The following is an 18,093-nucleotide window of genomic DNA, read 5'->3' as shown; positions in this document are numbered from 1 at the left end:
GAATGAACCCGCACATGATCCTTCTTCATCTTCTTACTCATGCCGTCTCCTTCCTCAGCATGCCGATCAGGTCCTCCTTCAGGGCCAGTATCTCCGGTTTTCGAAGCTCGTCCCTGGATCTCGGATATTCTGCCGGGACATCAATGGACCGCAGATGAGTGATCGGTGATTCTTCAACAACCAGAATCCTGCTGGACAAAAAGACCGCTTCCTCCACATCGTGTGTGATAAAAAGGACTGTCTTTTTCTCCCTCTCCCACTGCTCTAAAAGCCATTCCCGCATGGAAATCCTCGTCAGGTAATCGAGGGCGGAAAACGGCTCATCGAGGAGCAGAAGGTCGGAACCCGTGAGCACCGTTCTCGCAAATGCCGCTCTCTGGCGCATGCCGCCGGAAAGCTCCTTCGGCGTCTTGTCACCCCAGTCCTTAAGACCAACGGATTCCAGCGCCGCGTCCGCCTTCTCTCTCATCTCCGTTTTCGAATATCCGCCCCGGATCTCCATCGGCAGCAGGAGATTCTCCCGCACGGTCCGCCACGGAAATAAAAGATCCTGCTGCGGCATGTATCCGCAGTAGTTTCTCTTCTTCTCTATAGACTCGCCGTCCACCAGAATCTCGCCGGAAGCCGGCAGAAGAAGCTTGTTCACAAGCCGGAAGATCGTACTCTTACCACAGCCGGAAGCGCCGATGACGGACACGAATTCCCCGTCCTGTACATCGAAGGAGAGGTGGTCAATGATGGAGAAATCTTCCACATCATATTGAAAGCTTACATTGTCAAATTTCAGCATCCTACTGCCTCATTTCCCATGCCATATCCCAGAATGCCGCCTCGTAGCGGGAGCATGCTGTAAAGATGTCCACGAGATGCTGTTTCTGCTTCTCGGAATAGTCCTCCGTCAGGCGGTTCATCAGGTCTGCCAGCACCTCATTGTCCTCGTGGTAGGAGTCGGACGCATATCCGCTGACCCATTCCCCATAGAACTCATGCTTATCTGCAGCCGGATACTCCGCAAGGATCTTCTTTGCGATAAACTCATAGCTCAACGCACAGGAAAGGATCGCTGCCATGACCTCCGCCTCTCCTTCCTCGTAAGCGACACGAAGCATATAGGAGGTATAGGACAGATTATCAAGAGCGACCGGTGTCTGCTCCGCCTCCTCCTTTGCGATTCCGAGTCTCGTCATGTACGCGCGGTGGATATCCATCTCACCGTCCAGGATCGAATGGGTATAACCCGCAAACAGGCGCATAGCGTCGAGGTTTTTCGCCTTCGCCGTGCCGATGGAAAATACCTTTGTATAGTCAAGAAGATACAGATAATCCTGTATCATATAATATTTGAATTTTTCATGATCCAGACTGCCGTCCGCGATTCCCTTTACAAAAGGCGTCTCGTTATAGCCGTCCCAGATCTCCTTTGTTGCCTCTAAAAGGCGTTCTGTCATCGTCATACATGTTCCTCCGCAAATCCTTTTCCGCGGAAATCAAATCCGTGGTCCATCGGTCCGGATCCATGTCCGAGGTCCAGCATGGCTGCCAGCGCTCCGGAGATGTAAGCTTTCGCGCGTTCCACCGCCGTATCGAGGTCATAGCCCTTCGCCAGATTGGATGCGATGGCGCTCGATAAGGTGCAGCCGGTTCCGTGGGTGTTCGGGTTGTCGATACGCTTACCGTTGAACCAGCGGTAGCTGCCGTCGCGGTATAACAGGTCGTTGGCATCATTCAACTGATGACCGCCCTTGCAGAGGACTGCGCAGTGATAGGTCTCACTGATCTGTTTTGCCGCCGCGATCATGTCCTCGGCGGACTTTACTTCCATCCCTGATAAAACCTCTGTCTCCGGGATATTCGGGGTCAGGACCGCCGCCATCGGAAACAGGTATTCTTTTAATGTGCCGATGGCATCGTCGCTGATCAGCTTTGATCCGCTTGTCGCCACCATGACCGGGTCCACAACGATATTTTCTGCTTTGTGTTCATGAAGCTTCTTTGCGATAGACTTGATCAGTCCCGCGGAAGAAACCATTCCGATCTTTACCGCGTCCGGACGGATGTCCGTAAATACGCTGTCGATCTCCTGTTCCAGGAATTCCGGTGTTACCTCGAAAATTCCCTGGACGCCGGTCGTGTTCTGGGCCGTCAGTGCTGTAATCGCGCTCATTCCATATACTCCGTTTGCGATCATCGTCTTTAAGTCGGCCTGGATGCCGGCGCCTCCGCTGGAATCGCTTCCGGCGATCGTTAATGCTGTCTTCATCATAAAACTCCTTTCAGGCATCAATAACTTTTTATTAGGCGACGCAAGGTGGTGCCCCCAATGTGCCGCCGCGGAAGAATATTTCCGCTTGATCTATTCCAAAACCAGAAAGAAAATGGCTGCTATGTAAATTAAAAATCTCCATTCTCAGGCAGACTATCTTTTTTTCTGGGTTATTGGCTTGTTTGAATATAGTGTTTGAAAAATTATGTTTTTTGAAATTATTGTAACTGTTCAGCAGATTTGCGCACTTACTGCGCTGATCGTAAGAAAACATAGGATAGAAGGCATATCACTGAAAACTCTTTAAAATCTTATAAGATTTCTCTTACCGCCTCTTTCAATTCCCTCGTCGCCTTCTCAATATCCTCCGCCGCGAAGATCGCGCTGACGACCGCAACGCCGTCCACGCCGGTTCCCTTAAGGGGCTCCAGACGGTCCTTATTGATTCCGCCGATGGCAACTACCGGGATATCCACCGCCCGACAGATCTCAGAGAGTGCCTCCGGTGTCACCGCTGTGGCGTCCTTCTTTGTTCCTGTCGGATACATTGCTCCGACACCGAGGTAATCCGCCCCGTGCTTTTTCGCGAGAAGCGCCTGTTCCACATTTTTGCAGGAAACACCGATGATCTTATCCGGTCCCAGCTTTTCTCTCACTTTTCCCGCTTCCATATCTCTCTGTCCCACATGGACGCCATCTGCGTCCACCTTAAGGGCAATATCCACATTGTCATTGATCACAAAGGGAACATGGTATTCGGCACAGAGCTTTTTGATCTTCTTCGCCTCTTCCAAAAATTTCTCCTCATCCAGCTCTTTTTCCCTCAGCTGAACGAATGTTGCGCCCCCCTTTAAAGCCTTTTCCACCTGGCTCTCCAGAGTCTCACCGTTTAACCACGCGCGGTCTGTCACCGCGTAGAGCAGCATATCTTCCGGTCTGCAGTTCATCTCTTCTACCTCCTAAAAATTTCCTGTTACTAAAAAAGGAGACACCCGCAGGTATCTCCACTTCTACTCTTTCTCTTCAGCAGCTTCCTACGTTGGCATGATCCAAATCAGGTATACGGGTCTTGGCGATGCAGCCAACTCTCAGCCTGATCCGTCAGGCTCCCCGGTCTGTTTATTTTCTTTTTTCTGACAAGATTTACTATATACTTTCTGCGCTGAAAAGTCAAGTTTGCATCCGGTTTCATACATGATTTCAAGACTGCGAATTTCACATGGATTCATCGATATTATTCATGTATTCTGTGCAGCCTGCTTACAGCCTTGTGTTCCCCGCCACCGCTTTTTCCCGGCGGACCCTTCAGAAATTTCCTCTCTTGCCTTTTTCCACCTCCTGTGCTACAATCCAAATCGGTTAACGGAATGCAGCATGAGGGGGAGCGCCCTGGTGCTGCGATCAATTCAATCACTTGATGACGAAGACCAGATTGCGAGGGAGCCCGTGTTCCGGGCTGAGAGGATCCCAGAAAGGATCGACCGCCCCATGCCGCGGATCCATGTCCGCGGCTTGTCAGCATTCTGCCTGAAAGTCATTTTTACGGCATGCTGCAGAAGGCATGCCTTTTTCTTTGTCCGCCTGTTTCACCCGGATCCATGGCTGCTGAACGTGTTCTGTTTCATTTTATCCGGAACGATCACGCTCTCACTGTGTCCTGACCATTGGCGGATATTGAAACTATTTCACCGTATTTCCCGGTGTCCCATTCTTTCAGCAGAAAATATATTCTGCCCTGACGGGCTATGGAGGTATTATTATGAGAAAATTTGTTGTACCGGCTCTCTCCCTGGCGCTCTGCCTCGGACTCACCACAGGATGTTCCTCTTCTAAGACAGACGCGGCAGCGGCTTCCACGGAAGAGACAACAGCTGCCGCATCCGCAGAAAGCGCTGCTGAGACGATTGCTTCCGCTGAGACGAAATCCATCGATTCCTTAAAGATCGCGTTCTCCCCGTACGCGGATGCAGATACGATCACCACAGCCACAGAACCGCTAGAAAACCTTTTAAAAGAGACACTGCTTGAAAAAGGCTACAATGTCAAAGACATCGACATGACCGTCGGAACAAGCTACACCGCTGTCGGCGAGGCATTGAGCGCAGGAAGTGCTGATATCGGCTTCATCTCCGGCGGAAACTATGTGCTGTTCTCCGATGACTGCGACGTTCTCCTCACGGCTCTCCGCTACGCCATCAACAAGGACTCCGAGGATCCGAAGGAGTGGAACGACGGCACCATTGAGGAAAACACAGACAAAATGAGCACATATTACCGCTCCATCATTCTCGCGGGACCGAGTGAAAAAGGGCAGGAGCTCTTAGCAAAAGTCAACAACGGAGAAGATCTCACCTGGGATGACTTAAACAGCGCCACATGGGCAGTCATGGGTCCGACCTCCGCGTCCGGCTACATTTACCCGTCCTTATGGTTAAACGAGCGCTACGGAAAGACCATCGCTGACCTCGCGAATGCGGTCCAGTCCGATTCCTACACCACCTCCCTCGCCCGCCTCGCCTCCGGACAGGCAGACCTCATGGTCTCCTATGGCCATATCCGCACAAAATATGCGCCGGACTGGAAAGAGAAATTCGGCGGCACCGATGATATGGTAAAGCAGACAGGCATCATCGGCGTCACAGAGGGAATCTACAACGATATGATCGCATACAGCAAAACTTCCGAGCTCATGCAGGACGCTGACTTCCGTCAGGCTCTCGGTGATTCCTTCATCGAGATCGCAGGAACCGATGAAGGCAAAGACATCATCAAAGTCTTCAGTCAGGTCGGCTACGAGTGGGGCGATGACGCGAACTATGACGGGGAACGCGCCGCACAGGAAATGCTGAAAGCTATGAACTAAACAGGTTCCAGTTTTTTACTGAATCATTATTTGTAAGGCAGGTATCTTCATGGAAATCGTTCTTCAGAACGTCGGAAAACAATTTAAAAACGGGACCCGCGCCCTGGATCATGTGACGTTTACCGTCCCCCAGGGTGAGTTCGTCTCCGTGATCGGTCCGTCCGGAGCCGGAAAAACCACACTGTTCCGGATCTTAAACGGCATGGAGACGCCGGGGGACGGGGCTGTCCTTTTTGATGGCTGCAGCATAGCGTCCATGTCCGGAACCGACAGAAAGAATGTGAAGAGATCCATCGGCACCATCTATCAGGATTTCTGTCTCGTGGAAAATTCCACCTGCCTTGCAAATGTGCTCACCGCCTGTCTGCCGGATATGGGATTTTTCCCCGCTGTGTTCGGAATCTACGGAAAGGAACGCCGGGCGGAGGCATTAAAATTTCTTGACCGCGTGGGACTCTCCGAGAAAGCGGAGGAACCGGTAAAAAATCTCTCCGGCGGTCAGAAACAGCGAGCTGCCATCGCGAGAGCCCTTATGCGTCATCCAAAGGTTCTCCTGGCCGACGAACCCGCCGCGTCCCTGGACCCGGTCACCGGGCGGCAGATCCTGACACTTTTAAAGGAGATCCAGAAGAAAGACGGCGTCACGATTCTTATGAACAGCCATAATCTGGAATTCTCCCAGGAGTTTTCCGACCGGATCATCGGACTGAAGGATGGAAATGTGGTTTTTGATGGAACGCCATCGGAAATGAATGAGGAAATCCTGAGAAACATTTATCTCAGTCTCGAAGACCCCCACCTGTCTTAGGTGATGAATAATAGAACTCTGCTATTTATGCGTTTATCCGTCCCAACGGATCCTTGCAGAGAAACATTTCAGAGGAGGAAGCGATCCATGTACAGAAACCGAAAAAAATATATAAAACCTGCCGGCTGGATCCTCTTCCTTCTCTGCTTTTACGCCGCCGCGTCCTTCACCGGATGCGATCCGGCTCTTTTTATTTCAAGGAGCTCCCATCTTTCAGATCTGGCGGCCGACATGATGCAACCGGATCTCTCTTATTTTCCGAAGATCCTGCTGCCGCTCTTTTACACGGTCCAGATGTCCGTGACCGGTACTGTGACCGGATCCGCACTGGCGCTGATCGTTTCCCCTTTCGGCGCCGTGTCCCTGCATTTTCCGTCCTGGGCAAGGCGTTTGCTGCGTCTCCTGATCCAGGTACTCCGGTCTTTTCCGGCGCTGATCCTGGCCCTCGCCGCAACCTTTCTCTTCGGACTCGGAACCTTCGCGGGAACCTTCGCCATCACGCTCTACACCTTCGCGATCATGACTAAGCTCACCTATGAGGATGCCGAGCATGCAGACACGGCCCCCTATCACGCTCTTATCTCTATGGGCTGCGCCCGTTTCCCGGCATTTATCCATGCCGTCCTGCCGGAGATTTTGCCCGCGTTTCTGACAAACGCTCTGTACCTCTTTGAAACGAATGTGCGACACAGTTCCATTCTCGGATACGTTGGGGCAGGCGGGATCGGCCTGATCTTAAATGAAAAGATCTCTTGGCGGGAATTCCACAAGGTCGGAACGATCCTGCTGCTGCTCTTTCTCACGGTCTGTGTGATCGAGTCCGCGAACCGGTATTTTACGTCGGTAATCCACAGCGGACAGATTGCAGAACTTTTTTCAGGCAGAAAAGACTTGTCCAAAAAGGCCCGTATCTCTGGACGGATGATCCTTTTCGGTTTTGCAGTGCTCTTCCTCTTCTGCCTCGCGACACAGACTCCGCCGGATTTTTCAAGAACAAGTGCCGCGGCGTTAAAAAGTATGGCAGCCGGACTCACACATCCGGACTGGACCTTCTTTTTCTCCGCAGAGAAAGACGGGCTCGGCTATCTGCTTCTTGAGACCATCTGCATTGCCATTGTCGGAACAGCCATCGGTGCTTTTCTTGCCGCACCCCTTGCCTTTCTCAACACAAGACGCTTTGTCCCGGCGCCGGCCGCTTTTTTCTTTAACCTGATCATCATGGCGATCCGGTCGATCCCGTTCCTGATCTATGGTCTGATCTTTATCCGGGTCTCCGGTCCCGGCGCCTTCACAGGTGTCCTGACGTTAGCAGTCTGCAGCATCGGACTTCTCACAAAGCGCTTCACTGAATGTCTGGAGGCCATTGATCCCGGCCCGTACCGGGCGCTCCTCGCCATGGGTGTCCACCCGGTTCCAGCCGTCTTCCACAGCGTTCTCCCGCAGATCGCCCCGGCATTCTGCTCTGCCGTCCTCTACCGCTTTGACGTCAATATCCGTGAGGCATCCGTTCTCGGACTCGTGGGGGCAGGCGGGATCGGCGCACCGCTTATCTTCGCGATGAACCAGTACGACTGGAATAAGGCTGGTGCAATCCTTTTGGGATTGATTCTGCTTGTGTGGGGTGTGGATATTCTGTCTTCACGCAGATAAAATAACTCCCTGCTCTTTCATCTCTTTTTAGGACTGTTTCCAGAAATTCCATCCTGCCCAGAAATATGCTTTCTACAACTGACGTCCAGCATGAACTACATAGATTTTATAAATAGTAAAAAGACCTTTTGACACAAAGTAACTAACAATGTCAAAAGGTCTTTTATTCATTTTTGACCCGGACAAACAGGCCATCAGCCGCCTGTCCTCAAATTCAGTATTTTACCGATTGTTTATCCGGATGCGCCGTCTCAGCTCGTCGGTTTCACCCATTCTGTCGCGCCTGTCGACGCAGCAACAGGTTTCAGTCCCTGTTTTTCTACAAATTGGTGGAGCATCCCCGCAGTCTCAGCGCGGGTAATAGTGCCCTTCAGATCAGGAAGATCGATGCCGTCTGCCATGCCACTCTGTGTGGTATCATAACCCCTGAGCTGTGCGTAGCGATAAAAGATCGATGCAAGCTGTTCGCGCGTAACAGGATCATCCGGACCAAATTTCTTGCCGTCAAGGTCTCCCATAATGCCGTTTTGCTGTGCCCATGTTACCGCATCGTAAAACCCTACGGTACCGGGACCGTACTCCACATCGGTAAAGCGGTTCTTTCCCTCAACAGCAGGGCTGCCCGCCATACGGTAGAAAATCACCGCGATCTGAGCACGGGTGGTATTGGTGTTCGGCGCAAATGTCACCGCACTGGTGCCTGACATCAATCCCTTTTCATAGACAAATATCACATCCTTATAAAACTGATCATTTCCATACACATCCGTAAATGGATTCGCCCCTGCGTTTGGATCGCTCTTTATCCACCCGGCGTAAACCGTCCTGTTTCCGATCATCCTGAGTTCCGTGATCCTCTGTGTCAATTCCTGATCGGAATACCAGCCGGTAAAATCATAGCCCTCACGGGTCGGAATATGATCGGAAAGGCTGACTGTCTTACCGTAGGTTCCCCCGATTGTACTTATGCCGCCGCCACCGTTCGCATGAAAGTTCAGCGTATAGCTGGAGGTATCGCCGCTGCTGCCGGAACTGCTGCTGTCCTTTTTCGGGATCGTCGGGGTCGTTGGAATCGTCGGGATTGTCGGTGTCGTCGGTGTCGTCGGGGTCGTCGGTGTCGTCGGTGTCGTCGGGGTCGTCGGGGTCGTCGGGGTCGTCAGGGGTCGTCGGGTCGTCGGGGTCGTCGGGGACGCCGGATCCTTCGGTACCACCTGTCCTGCCGCAATTCTGATACCACAGCCCTTACAATAGGTGTCCCCCGTATAGCCATCCGCGCTGGTGGTGGCCTCAACTCTGCCGCGCACCTCGGTGCCGCCCGTGTGATGATCTGGATTCAGTTCCCCATAAGCCGCGCCGCAGACAGAACACACCGCCTGATCTTTGCAGGTGGCTGTTCCGCCGAAGTGATCTTCCCTGATATCCTCTGCCTCACAGCGGGAACATTTCTTCCAGTGCCGGGTTTCATTATGCTGCTGCACACTGAAATCATGACTCAGCGCATCCATCGTTTCTGATTTTGTTGCGGAGCAGACTGTGCAGGTATAGGTTTTCTGACCTGCGGTTGTACAGGTAGGCTGTATTGTCACTTCGCCGCTATCCCACTTATGTGTTGATTCTTCACCGATGACATTACAGTTTGAGCATTTCTTCCAATGTTTTCCGGCATCGCTCTGCCATTCGCCCCATGCGTGAATCTCCGGTATCACGATCACAAGTCTCCAGCTGGCATAAAGCACCACATTCTCCGTAACAGGAAAAATATCTCCCGGGCATCCCGCTTTCTCTCCATCAGGATTATCCAGCGCCCAGCAATCAAGGATCGCTGATTGATATGTAAAACCAGACTCCGGAAGAACGTAATCCCCGGATATGCCTTCCACTGACTCCATACGTCCCGATGCTCTGCCTCCATCAAAAGAGACTGTGTAAGTTTCGCCCTTTACCTTCCAGTTTATCCATGCAGCTTCAAATTTGTCTTTATACGCGTCAGGAACATATATCGTCAGATTCTCCGGCCATGATTTACCGGGCAGATAAAATGCCAATGACAATTCTGCTTCTTCCGGATCTTTCCAATGGGTGTGAACTTGCCCAAGTTGCGGGCAATCATAAAATGCGAAGCCCCTCACATCTTTGACACTACCTGGAATATCAATCTGCCTGAGGGTGTTACAGCCCTGAAAAGCGGCAATCCCTATTGTTTTGACTGTTTTTGGAATTTGCACCTCATTGAGTGCTATGCATCCACTAAATGCATGTTTTCCAATCGTTGTCACTCCTTCCTCTATGACCACCTTGTTAATCTTAGACTTTTTGTCCTCCCAGGGACATCTTTCACCGGGACTAGTTTTGTCGAAATCAGGCATTTCCCCTTTACCGGATATCGTAATGGTCTTATTGTCTCTGCTGATCGTCCATTTAATATCTGTGCCGAGGATAGGATTCTGGATGTCAGGAAACGGTCCATACAGCACAGCCGCAACCTTCAGATAGCGTGCGATATCAAGTACGACCGTGTCTTCAACGGAAAGCTGTATCATTGCGTCCTCAACAGCTTTAAACTGAAGCCTTACCTCCTCGAGGTTATCGTTATTGATATCTGTTACGTCCGGCAAAGCATCGATCATCTCCTGTGCGCGAGCGATAGAAGAGACTTTCCGCGCATTGGACCGGGTTGCGATCGCTTTATTTTTCATAAGCGCTTTCGCAGTTATTGGAGTGCTTTCGCTGTCATATTGACAATTTAATTCTTTTGTGATGCAGCCGCTTTCCTCACTGCATACATGGCTGCATTCGGTGGGCTCCACCGCATCAGATGGGGTGACCACTTGTTCCGTTGTATCCTTCTGCGGGTAACATTCCGGCGTATGTTTATGGACACATGTTTCCGTCCACGTATAACACTCCGGGGTATGTTCATGGCTGCCCGCTCCTTTTCTCATTTCTGCCGCCAATACAGGCACAGAAACCAAAGAAAGCATCGTACAGATGCAGAGCAGTGCCGCATAGATCCGTTCTCTTTGTTTCTTTTGTTTTTCTGGCTTTCTCATTGATTTTCCCCCCATTTCTATGGTATCTGTTTCCTTTTTCTGAATTTGATATATAAAACAGTGAGCACAACTGCCGCGGTAAAGGAAACGACCGCTTCCAGCACATATCCGCCCACACCCTCATGCAGCAGGATCGCCCCGTACATTCCCGCGGCATCCATCGGCTGGCTCTGCACCGTACCTACCGTTCCCAGAAGGGACAAAAACAGCAGAGCGCACAGTACAGACAGACTGCGAATGCTTTGCCGCGCCTGTCGGCGGCGATATTTCACTATCCGCTCTTTTGCCAGCGCAACACGCTTTTGTGTATCGTACATGCACACAAAACCTCCTTTCTGAACACTCAGCTTAAGGGTCTTTCACTTATATAGGTACAAAAATCCAGAAAAACTCTCACCCGGGAAGCAGATTTTTCTAAAAAAAATGAGAGCTGCGTAAAAACAGCTCCCAAAAATCACAAAATAAAGTTATATTACGGTGTCAGACGGCGGGCGATCAGATTTCCCGCTGCCAAAATCACTACAGGCAGAAGATAGGCAGTATACTGCACTGCGCCGCCGTAAGCGATCAGCAGATTATAGATCGCGTGAACCGTGATGGCTGCTCCCAGCAGACCGCAGGTTCCGGCAATCTTCAGCCAGGTCCGCTGCCACACATACGCAAGGCCTCCGCCTACAATGGCTCCGCAGATCACATGCATCGCTCCTGTTCCGATCCCCCGGAAAAAAATAAATGAAAAATGTCCGGCTCCATTTTGGATCAGATAGCAGATATTTTCAAAAGTGGCAAAAGAAAGGGCGACCATCACGGCAGTAATTCTGATCTGTTCCGCTTTCGGCTCAAATACCAGAAGATAAAAGAGCAGAGGCAGAAGCTTCATGACTTCCTCCACCACCGGGGCAATCTCCGCAGTGGCGGCAAGGTTGTCCGCACCATAAAGCGCGGCAAAAAAGGTATTGATATAAGCGGAAAGCAGACATGACCCCATTCCCGCAAGGCAGAACAGAAAAAATTTTGTCTGCCGTTTTCCCATGCACAGGGCGGCGATCAGTAACGGTGATGCCATACAGATAAAAACATTTTCAATATACGTCATTCCTGCACCGCCTTTCCCGTTGCCGGCAGCAAAGCGAGCAGGCAGCCCGCCAGCAAAAGATCAAACCAGCAATATGGGCTGAAAATGGAATCTCCCGGCCAGAAGCAGCCAGAAGTCCAGAGAGCATATTCTAATGTCACATAGCACAGTACCCAGATATGAAAATATTTCATATTATGCGCAGCTCCCCTCTGCCTTCTGGCATAGGCAAGCCCCCGGATAGAAGAATAGGAAACAACGATCATCATACCGCACCAGAGCAGATTGGAGAGGATATCTCCAAAGGTGCAGTAAAATATACACAGCGGAACACCGATCAGGACAGCACTTAAGGCCTTCCTGCACGGAAATCTCCTTTCTTCTTCCGAAGAAAGTGTGTATTGCAGCATGGAAAGGAAAATGACACTTGCTACCCAGCCGAACTCTGACACATAAAAGACCTGCGGCGTTTCGGAAAATAAGAGCAGATACATCGTCCAGTAGAGAGATCCAAGGAAGAAACAGCCATAAAAGCAGGTCAGCAGGAAATACTCCTGTTTCCGGCTTTTCAGATACCGGATACCACTCAGGCCAAAGCCCAGCAGGGTAACCGCGGCCTGCAAAAGGTTACTGACAACTTCCATCTGCATTTTCCCCCTTTTGCTCCCCTGTCTGTTCTTCTTCGTTCAGTCTGCGGATGCGGAAACATAAAACCGTCACGCACACGCCGAGGACAAAAGCGAGCAGTCCGACCACGATATATCCAGGTGCAGAGCTGCCGCCCAACATCGTCGCAGTTGTTTCAAAGTTAGAGGCAGTTCCCATCTCGATCCGGCTGACAATATCAGGCATGGAAAGGGAAACACCTACGATCACTGCAAGGCATGCGGCCACGCAGCAAACTGCGGCAGCCCATTCTCTCCGCAGTCTTTTTTTGTATTCTTTTTCCGCAATACGACGTTTTACTTCCGCAATCCGTTCCTCATTACTTCGCATTGGTAATTCCCTCCCGCTCCAGCAATCCACGCAGACGCGCTTTTCCCCGGTATACCATATTGGTGATCTGCTTCTCACTTTTTCCCATGACCTCAGCGGCCTGCCGATAGCTCATTCCCTCAAAATAGGTCAGATAAAGAGCTTCCCGGTAATCCGGTTTTAACTCGTCCATGCAGAAGTGCAGAATCTGATCCCGTTCTCTGGTCCGGATAACCTCCTCCACCAGCGTCTTTCCATCCGGCTCTTCCGTCAGGTCATCAAGGCTGAAGAAAAGCCGGCGTCTGCTTTTGTGGCGCAGTGCCATGTGCCGCGCTGCTTTATACAGGTAGGCCTTAAGACCGCCGTCCCGGATGCGTGGCTTTTTTGTGAACAGATAGGAAAAGACTTCGATCATCAGGTCCTCCGCTTCGTGGACATCATGCAGATATCCATTGATGTATAGGGTCAGCGGGTTACCGTATTTTCTCATTAAAGCCTCAAGTCCTGCTTCATCGCCGCGCAGATACTGTCTGTAAAGTTCTTCATCAATGACCATGCTGTTCATTTCCTTCTGTCTGAAATACTATACACAGTATATGTGGGTATCGGCATAATTTCAAGTCCTATTTTACTTCAAACTGCGCCCCGTGCTCCAGCTCATCCCCGTCCATATGATAGATCGCGTCGATAATATAATTCCGGTATGTTGCGTTCCCGTCCTGCGGTGTCAGCCGTTTATGGGCGATCTCCCCCGCGAGTCCCATGGCACAGACTGCCGCTGCTGCCGCCTCAAGCGGATGCTCCTGATTTGCAGTCACAAATGCTGCTGTAAGAGCAGAAAGCTGGCAGCCGGTTCCCGTGATGGAGGACATCATCGGATGGCCATTGTAGATGCAGTACGCTTTTTTTGCGTCCGCCACGAGATCAATAGCGCCTGTGACCGCGATCACAGCTCCTGTCCTCTCTGCGAATTTCTTCACGAATGCCACCGCCTCATCAAGGTTATCTTCGGTTACACGGTCTGCGATATCCGCATCCACGCCCTTTGTGGTCCCTGTTCCCACCGCAAGTGTCTTGATCTCAGAGATATTTCCGCGGATCACGGCGAATTTTACCGCTTTTAAAAGTTCGTTGGCCGTCGATGTCCGGAGTGTCGATGCCCCGACGCCCACCGGATCCAGCACTGCCGGGTGTCCCAGCTCATTGGCCCGCGCTCCCGCAATCTTCATAGACTCGATGGTACGGCTGTTCAGCGTACCGATATTGATATTGAGGCCTGCGCAGATCGTCTGGATCTCCGCGACCTCCTCTTTATCGTCCGCCATGATCGGGGAGGCCCCGCAGGCCAGAACCATATTCGCGCAGTCATTTACCGTCACATAGTTCGTAATATTGTGGATCAGCGGGCTATTCTCCCGCACCTGATCAAACATCTGTTTTAACATGCTTCTCTCTCCTCTACTGTCCCATTGCTTCCTGCATACCGGTAAGAATATTGGCTTTCTTTAAGCTGTAGATCAGCACACCGCTGATCACTGCACCTCCGGCAGTGGAAATAAGAAACGGGATCACATATGCGTAAAATGCCAGACCTGCCGCGCTCTTTCCCATAAGGAAGATTGCTACCGGATAGGCCGTGAGTCCGCCAAGAACCGATGTTCCGAATACCTCACCGACCAGTGTCGCCGGAATGTTCTGCGTCTTCTGATACACAAGTCCGCAGATCAGCGCGCCGAACATACTTCCCGGAAACGCCATGAGGCTTCCAAGGCCCAGAAGATTCCGGATCAGCGCCGCCGCGAACGCTGCGCCCAGTCCGTATCCCGGTCCCAAGAGGACCGCACAGAGAATATTCACCATATGCTGTACCGGGGAACACTTGCTCCCGAATACCGGGAATGAAAATAAGCTTCCTGCCACTGCGACAGCACAGAAAACGGCTGCCACCGCTAATTTTTTCGTATTTGTCTGTTTCATGTTTTATTCCGCGTGACCGGTCCTTCCTTCGGACCGTCACACATTCCTCCTTTGAAAATTTTCCGCAGCCGCAAAGCTTCCCTGTGCAGCCGCGTTTTAAGGAAACGTCTGTACGACAACAGCGCTTCCACAGGCGAAGTACCATGTACTCCACATAAAAATGTACAGTTCCCCTCTCCGGATCACTGTATGGAAGGCGGTCGATGCTTACTGGCATCCTCTCACGCCGGAACACGGCTTCCCATCGCTGATCTCATACAAAGCCCAGGGCGCTCCCCCTCGGCCCGCCGCCTGCTGGCGGATCCCGTTTTCTCCTTTCCCAAAGTATGGTTTTTGTTACTTTTTTTCTGCCACCTGTTTCGGAAACACAATGATCCCGAACTTTTTAAGTCAGATGACATAAAAACAGGAGACACCCCTCGCGGCATGTCCCCTGTAAAAATTCATATCATGACTTCCTACGGCGGCATTATCCGCATCAGGTTAAAGGGTCGAAGTTCGATTACTTCCTCTCAGCCCGCCAACGAGCTCCCCTGTTTTTTGTAAGACTTATTATAGCGCATCTTCGAAAATTTGCAAGTAAAGAATTTCCTATTTTTCTTTTTCCTTCTTTATCCGCACGTCCTGATCCATCTGGGCTTTCGCCTTTCTCGCAACCTTCCCGGCCGTGCTCATCGTACTGCCCCGGACGATCATTCCATTTCCAAAACGCCTGCGGATATCGTCGAACGCCTCATCTGCTTTCTTCTGTTTTTCCCGTTCATCAGGATTCTCAAACAGGGAGATCTGTCTGAAATCATCCGTTGTAAGATCCGTCAGCGCCATTCCAATCAGCCGCAGAGGCTCACACTTCCAACATTCATATAACAGTTTTTTTACCTGCGCAAAGATCTCCTCCGTCACATCCGTGGGATCCTCAAAAGCTCTCTGATGTGACCTCGTCTTAAAATCCAGTGTCCGATAGGTCACCGCCACACAGCTGCACTTTTTCCCGTCTCTGCGCATCCTTGCAGCCACCACATCACACTGGGCAAGCAGAAGCGCCAGTGCCTGCTCATACGTCACAAGATCCTCTTCCACGGTCGTCTCCGCGCTGTAGCCCTTCGCTTCCTCCCGCTCCGCACGCACCGGGGAATCGTCGATGCCGTTGGCATACCGGTAAAGCTGATGCCCGGCCTTTTCTCCCAGGATCCGCTTAAGCTCAGCTTCCCCGCTCCGCGCCATATCTCCGATGGTCTTAATTCCTTCCTGTAAAAGTCTCTGCTCCGATGCCTTTCCAAGGAACAGAAGATCCCGCACCGGAAGCGGCCACATTTTTTTCGGGATCTCGGACGGAAACAGCGTATGTACCTTATCCGGCTTTTCAAAATCCGATGCCATTTTCGCCAAAAGCTTATTCGTTCCGATCCCGACATTCACCGTAAATCCCAACTCATCCCGGATCTTATCCTTGATCTCGTGGGCCACCGCCACCGGATCCGGATAGATCAGATGGGTACCGGTCATGTCGAGAAACACCTCGTCAATGGAAAAGGATTCCATCGCAGGCGCATAGGACGCGCAGATTTCCTTAAACGCCCGGGAACATCTCTGGTACAGCGCAAAATCACCCGGTACGCATACGAGATCCGGACATTTCCGCAACGCCAGAGCCACAGGTTCCCCTGTCGTCCCCCCATTTTTTTCCGCCGGGATCGTTTCCGCCACACCGATGCTGCGCCTTAGCTTCGGACCCCCGCCGATACAGGACGGGATCTCCCGAAGATCGGGCAGCCCCTCCTTTACGCGCTTCGCCGCCTCCCAGGAGAGGAAGGCGCTGTTCACATCCACATGAAATATCAACCGTTCCATACTGTTTTCCTCATACCAGAACTTTCCAAGACTTCCGTCACCTCATTCGGTCAGGCAATGCAAAGGAAACCTTTCTATTATCATGCCTCAGATCATCCTGCCGCACTGCCTGTTCACACGCTTTTTTCTCTCATGATCCAGAAAAACGTGCATGTAAATATAATTCCCTTTACGATCGACGTGGACGTAAGCGCCCACCAGATTCCATCAAGCCCCATGATACCGCTAAGAACGATGGCAAGCGGGATTCTGGCACCCGTGAGCACAATACTGATCACACTGCAGAGTCTCGTTCTTCCGAGTCCCGACAGCGCTCCGATCGTCGTCAGCTCCACACACATAAATGCCTCACTGAAACCGATGATCACGAGATAGCCCACGGCTGTCGCAACCGCCTTCGGCTCATGGAAGAAGATATCCGCGATCGCATTTGGGAAACAGATAAATACGGCGGAGACCAGCACTCCCCAGATTCCGACCGTCCACAGGGATACCTGATATCCTTTCCGCACGCGTTCTCTCTCACCGGCCCCATAGTTCTGGGCCACAAACGCGTTTAACGCCGCCGCAAAGCCATCAGCCGTATTCCAGGAGATCGATTCGATCTGACCGCCAACTCTCTGCGTTGCCACTGCCTCCGCACCGTATCCGGACACCATTCGCGTCAGGATCATGGATATTCCGCAGTATGCCATGCCCTGCAGAGCGGTTGGAATTCCGATCCTGCAGATTCCCCTTAAAAATTCAGCAGGGATCTTCGCAAAGAGCCGGGTTCCTTTTAACACATTCTCCCTCTTCCGCGCAATGATCCCAAGAATCATGATACTCATCACGATCGCCTGAGCTGTCACCGTAGCGATCGCTGCCCCGGTTACACCCAGTCTCGGAAATGGTCCCGGTCCGAGGATCAGGACCGGATCCAGGATCATGTTCGTCACGAGTCCGATCAGATTTGCCATAAACGGCGTTTTTGAGTCTCCCTGAGCCGTATAGAGTCCCGTGAGTGTCAATGTCAAAAATGAAAATACAATCAGTCCGCAGGCGATCTTTGTGTAGGCCAGCGCTGACGCCTGGGCCTCCGCATCCTCAAGTCTGAAAAATCCCACCATCTGATTGACAAATATAAGACAGAGGACCGCATACGCGATTCCCATTGCCGCTGAAAGCTGCACTGCAGCCTGGGCAAATCCGTGGGCTTTTTCCCGGTCCCCGCGCCCGATACATTGTGCCACCTGAACCTGTCCGCCCATTCTCGCCATGGACGCCAGCCCCTGCGAAAGCCAGGTAAACATTCCCCCGACGCCGACTCCCGCTACTGCCTTTGATCCCAGAAGGCCGATCCACGCCATGTCCGTAATGTTGTAAAGCGTCCCCAGAAATGCCGATGCCATGATCGGGACAGCGAGCTTCACCAGGGTCTTCATGATAGGTCCCTTTGTTAAATTTCCTTCCATTCCCCAAATTCCCTCATTCGTTTTATTTTTCGCTGATCCAGTATCTCTATTATACATGGTTTCCTGCAGAATTTCATCTATAAAAAATTTCGCAAGCTTCCCGCTCGGCTCCTTAAGCCTGTACCGC

17 protein-coding genes and 2 riboswitches are annotated in these 18,093 nt (G+C 51.6%); of the genes, 3 read left to right on the top strand and 14 right to left on the bottom strand.

What is annotated here, in order from left to right:
• Positions 1-37 precede the first annotated feature (37 nt).
• The 4 genes from FN001_RS05985 to thiE all read right to left on the bottom strand — a co-directional run bounded on the left by FN001_RS05985 (position 38) and on the right by thiE (position 3,210).
• On the bottom strand, positions 38-790 hold the full coding sequence (locus FN001_RS05985) for an ABC transporter ATP-binding protein (RefSeq protein ID WP_142411146.1): 753 nt from the start codon (positions 788-790) through the stop codon (positions 38-40).
• A 1-nt stretch (position 791) separates the two neighbouring features.
• Positions 792-1,454, bottom strand: coding sequence for a thiaminase II (tenA, locus tag FN001_RS05980; protein WP_142411145.1), 663 nt, complete (start codon positions 1,452-1,454; stop codon positions 792-794).
• Positions 1,451-2,260, bottom strand: a complete 810-nt coding sequence (thiD, locus tag FN001_RS05975) for a bifunctional hydroxymethylpyrimidine kinase/phosphomethylpyrimidine kinase (protein ID WP_117552527.1) — start codon at positions 2,258-2,260, stop codon at positions 1,451-1,453. The genes tenA and thiD overlap by 4 nt, the downstream gene beginning before the upstream one ends.
• A 314-nt stretch (positions 2,261-2,574) precedes the next feature.
• On the bottom strand, positions 2,575-3,210 hold the full coding sequence (gene thiE, locus FN001_RS05970) for a thiamine phosphate synthase (RefSeq protein WP_142411144.1): 636 nt from the start codon (positions 3,208-3,210) through the stop codon (positions 2,575-2,577).
• 68 nt (positions 3,211-3,278) lie between these two features.
• A riboswitch (TPP riboswitch) is annotated at positions 3,279-3,386 on the bottom strand.
• A 636-nt stretch (positions 3,387-4,022) separates the two neighbouring features.
• Here thiE and FN001_RS05965 point away from each other — a divergent pair.
• The 3 genes from FN001_RS05965 to FN001_RS05955 all read left to right on the top strand — a co-directional run bounded on the left by FN001_RS05965 (position 4,023) and on the right by FN001_RS05955 (position 7,584).
• Positions 4,023-5,126 (top strand): phosphate/phosphite/phosphonate ABC transporter substrate-binding protein, encoded by a 1,104-nt coding sequence (locus FN001_RS05965; RefSeq protein ID WP_142411143.1) that lies wholly within the window; start codon positions 4,023-4,025, stop codon positions 5,124-5,126.
• A 49-nt stretch (positions 5,127-5,175) separates the two neighbouring features.
• Positions 5,176-5,934, top strand: coding sequence for a phosphonate ABC transporter ATP-binding protein (phnC, locus tag FN001_RS05960; protein ID WP_142411142.1), 759 nt, complete (start codon positions 5,176-5,178; stop codon positions 5,932-5,934).
• Between the two features lie 87 nt (positions 5,935-6,021).
• Positions 6,022-7,584, top strand: a complete 1,563-nt coding sequence (locus tag FN001_RS05955) for a PhnE/PtxC family ABC transporter permease (RefSeq protein WP_185911851.1) — start codon at positions 6,022-6,024, stop codon at positions 7,582-7,584.
• Between the two features lie 251 nt (positions 7,585-7,835).
• On the opposite strand, the gene FN001_RS05950 is transcribed toward FN001_RS05955, so the two are convergent.
• From FN001_RS05950 to FN001_RS05905, 10 genes are all read right to left on the bottom strand, one after another.
• Positions 7,836-10,634 carry an S-layer homology domain-containing protein gene (locus tag FN001_RS05950; RefSeq protein WP_185911850.1) on the bottom strand — a complete coding sequence of 933 codons (2,799 nt, stop codon included), beginning with the start codon at positions 10,632-10,634 and terminating at the stop codon, positions 7,836-7,838.
• A gap of 17 nt (positions 10,635-10,651) precedes the next feature.
• Positions 10,652-10,951 (bottom strand): hypothetical protein, encoded by a 300-nt coding sequence (locus FN001_RS05945; RefSeq protein ID WP_142411139.1) that lies wholly within the window; start codon positions 10,949-10,951, stop codon positions 10,652-10,654.
• A gap of 155 nt (positions 10,952-11,106) precedes the next feature.
• Positions 11,107-11,730: a PrsW family glutamic-type intramembrane protease gene (locus FN001_RS05940; protein WP_142411138.1), complete on the bottom strand. Its 624-nt coding sequence runs from the start codon at positions 11,728-11,730 to the stop codon at positions 11,107-11,109.
• The gene (locus FN001_RS05935; RefSeq protein ID WP_142411137.1) at positions 11,727-12,353 is read right to left on the bottom strand and encodes a histidine kinase; all 627 of its coding nucleotides are present in this window, start codon (positions 12,351-12,353) and stop codon (positions 11,727-11,729) included. Before FN001_RS05935 ends, FN001_RS05940 begins: the two co-directional genes overlap by 4 nt.
• Positions 12,337-12,705, bottom strand: coding sequence for a DUF4179 domain-containing protein (locus tag FN001_RS05930; protein ID WP_142411136.1), 369 nt, complete (start codon positions 12,703-12,705; stop codon positions 12,337-12,339). Before FN001_RS05930 ends, FN001_RS05935 begins: the two co-directional genes overlap by 17 nt.
• Entirely contained in the window at positions 12,695-13,240 is a 546-nt protein-coding gene (locus FN001_RS05925) for an RNA polymerase sigma factor (RefSeq protein WP_142411135.1), read from the bottom strand. Before FN001_RS05925 ends, FN001_RS05930 begins: the two co-directional genes overlap by 11 nt.
• Before the next feature lie 67 nt (positions 13,241-13,307).
• A complete protein-coding gene (gene thiM, locus FN001_RS05920; RefSeq protein WP_142411134.1) occupies positions 13,308-14,129 on the bottom strand; it encodes a hydroxyethylthiazole kinase in 822 nt (273 codons plus the stop codon).
• Positions 14,130-14,142: 13 nt separating this feature from the next.
• Positions 14,143-14,661: an energy coupling factor transporter S component ThiW gene (thiW, locus tag FN001_RS05915; RefSeq protein ID WP_142411133.1), complete on the bottom strand. Its 519-nt coding sequence runs from the start codon at positions 14,659-14,661 to the stop codon at positions 14,143-14,145.
• Between the two features lie 438 nt (positions 14,662-15,099).
• Positions 15,100-15,206: riboswitch (TPP riboswitch) on the bottom strand.
• 46 nt (positions 15,207-15,252) lie between these two features.
• Positions 15,253-16,512 (bottom strand): DNA polymerase Y family protein, encoded by a 1,260-nt coding sequence (locus tag FN001_RS05910; RefSeq protein WP_142411132.1) that lies wholly within the window; start codon positions 16,510-16,512, stop codon positions 15,253-15,255.
• A 113-nt stretch (positions 16,513-16,625) separates the two neighbouring features.
• Positions 16,626-17,966, bottom strand: coding sequence for an MATE family efflux transporter (locus FN001_RS05905; RefSeq protein ID WP_142411131.1), 1,341 nt, complete (start codon positions 17,964-17,966; stop codon positions 16,626-16,628).
• Positions 17,967-18,093 lie beyond the last annotated feature (127 nt).

It is taken from the genome of Clostridium sp. Marseille-P7770 (assembly GCF_902143525.1).
GTDB lineage: Bacteria > Bacillota > Clostridia > Lachnospirales > Lachnospiraceae > Pilosibacter.
Note: the sequence above shows the minus strand (reverse complement) of the source record. Positions and strands in the feature narration are given on the sequence as shown.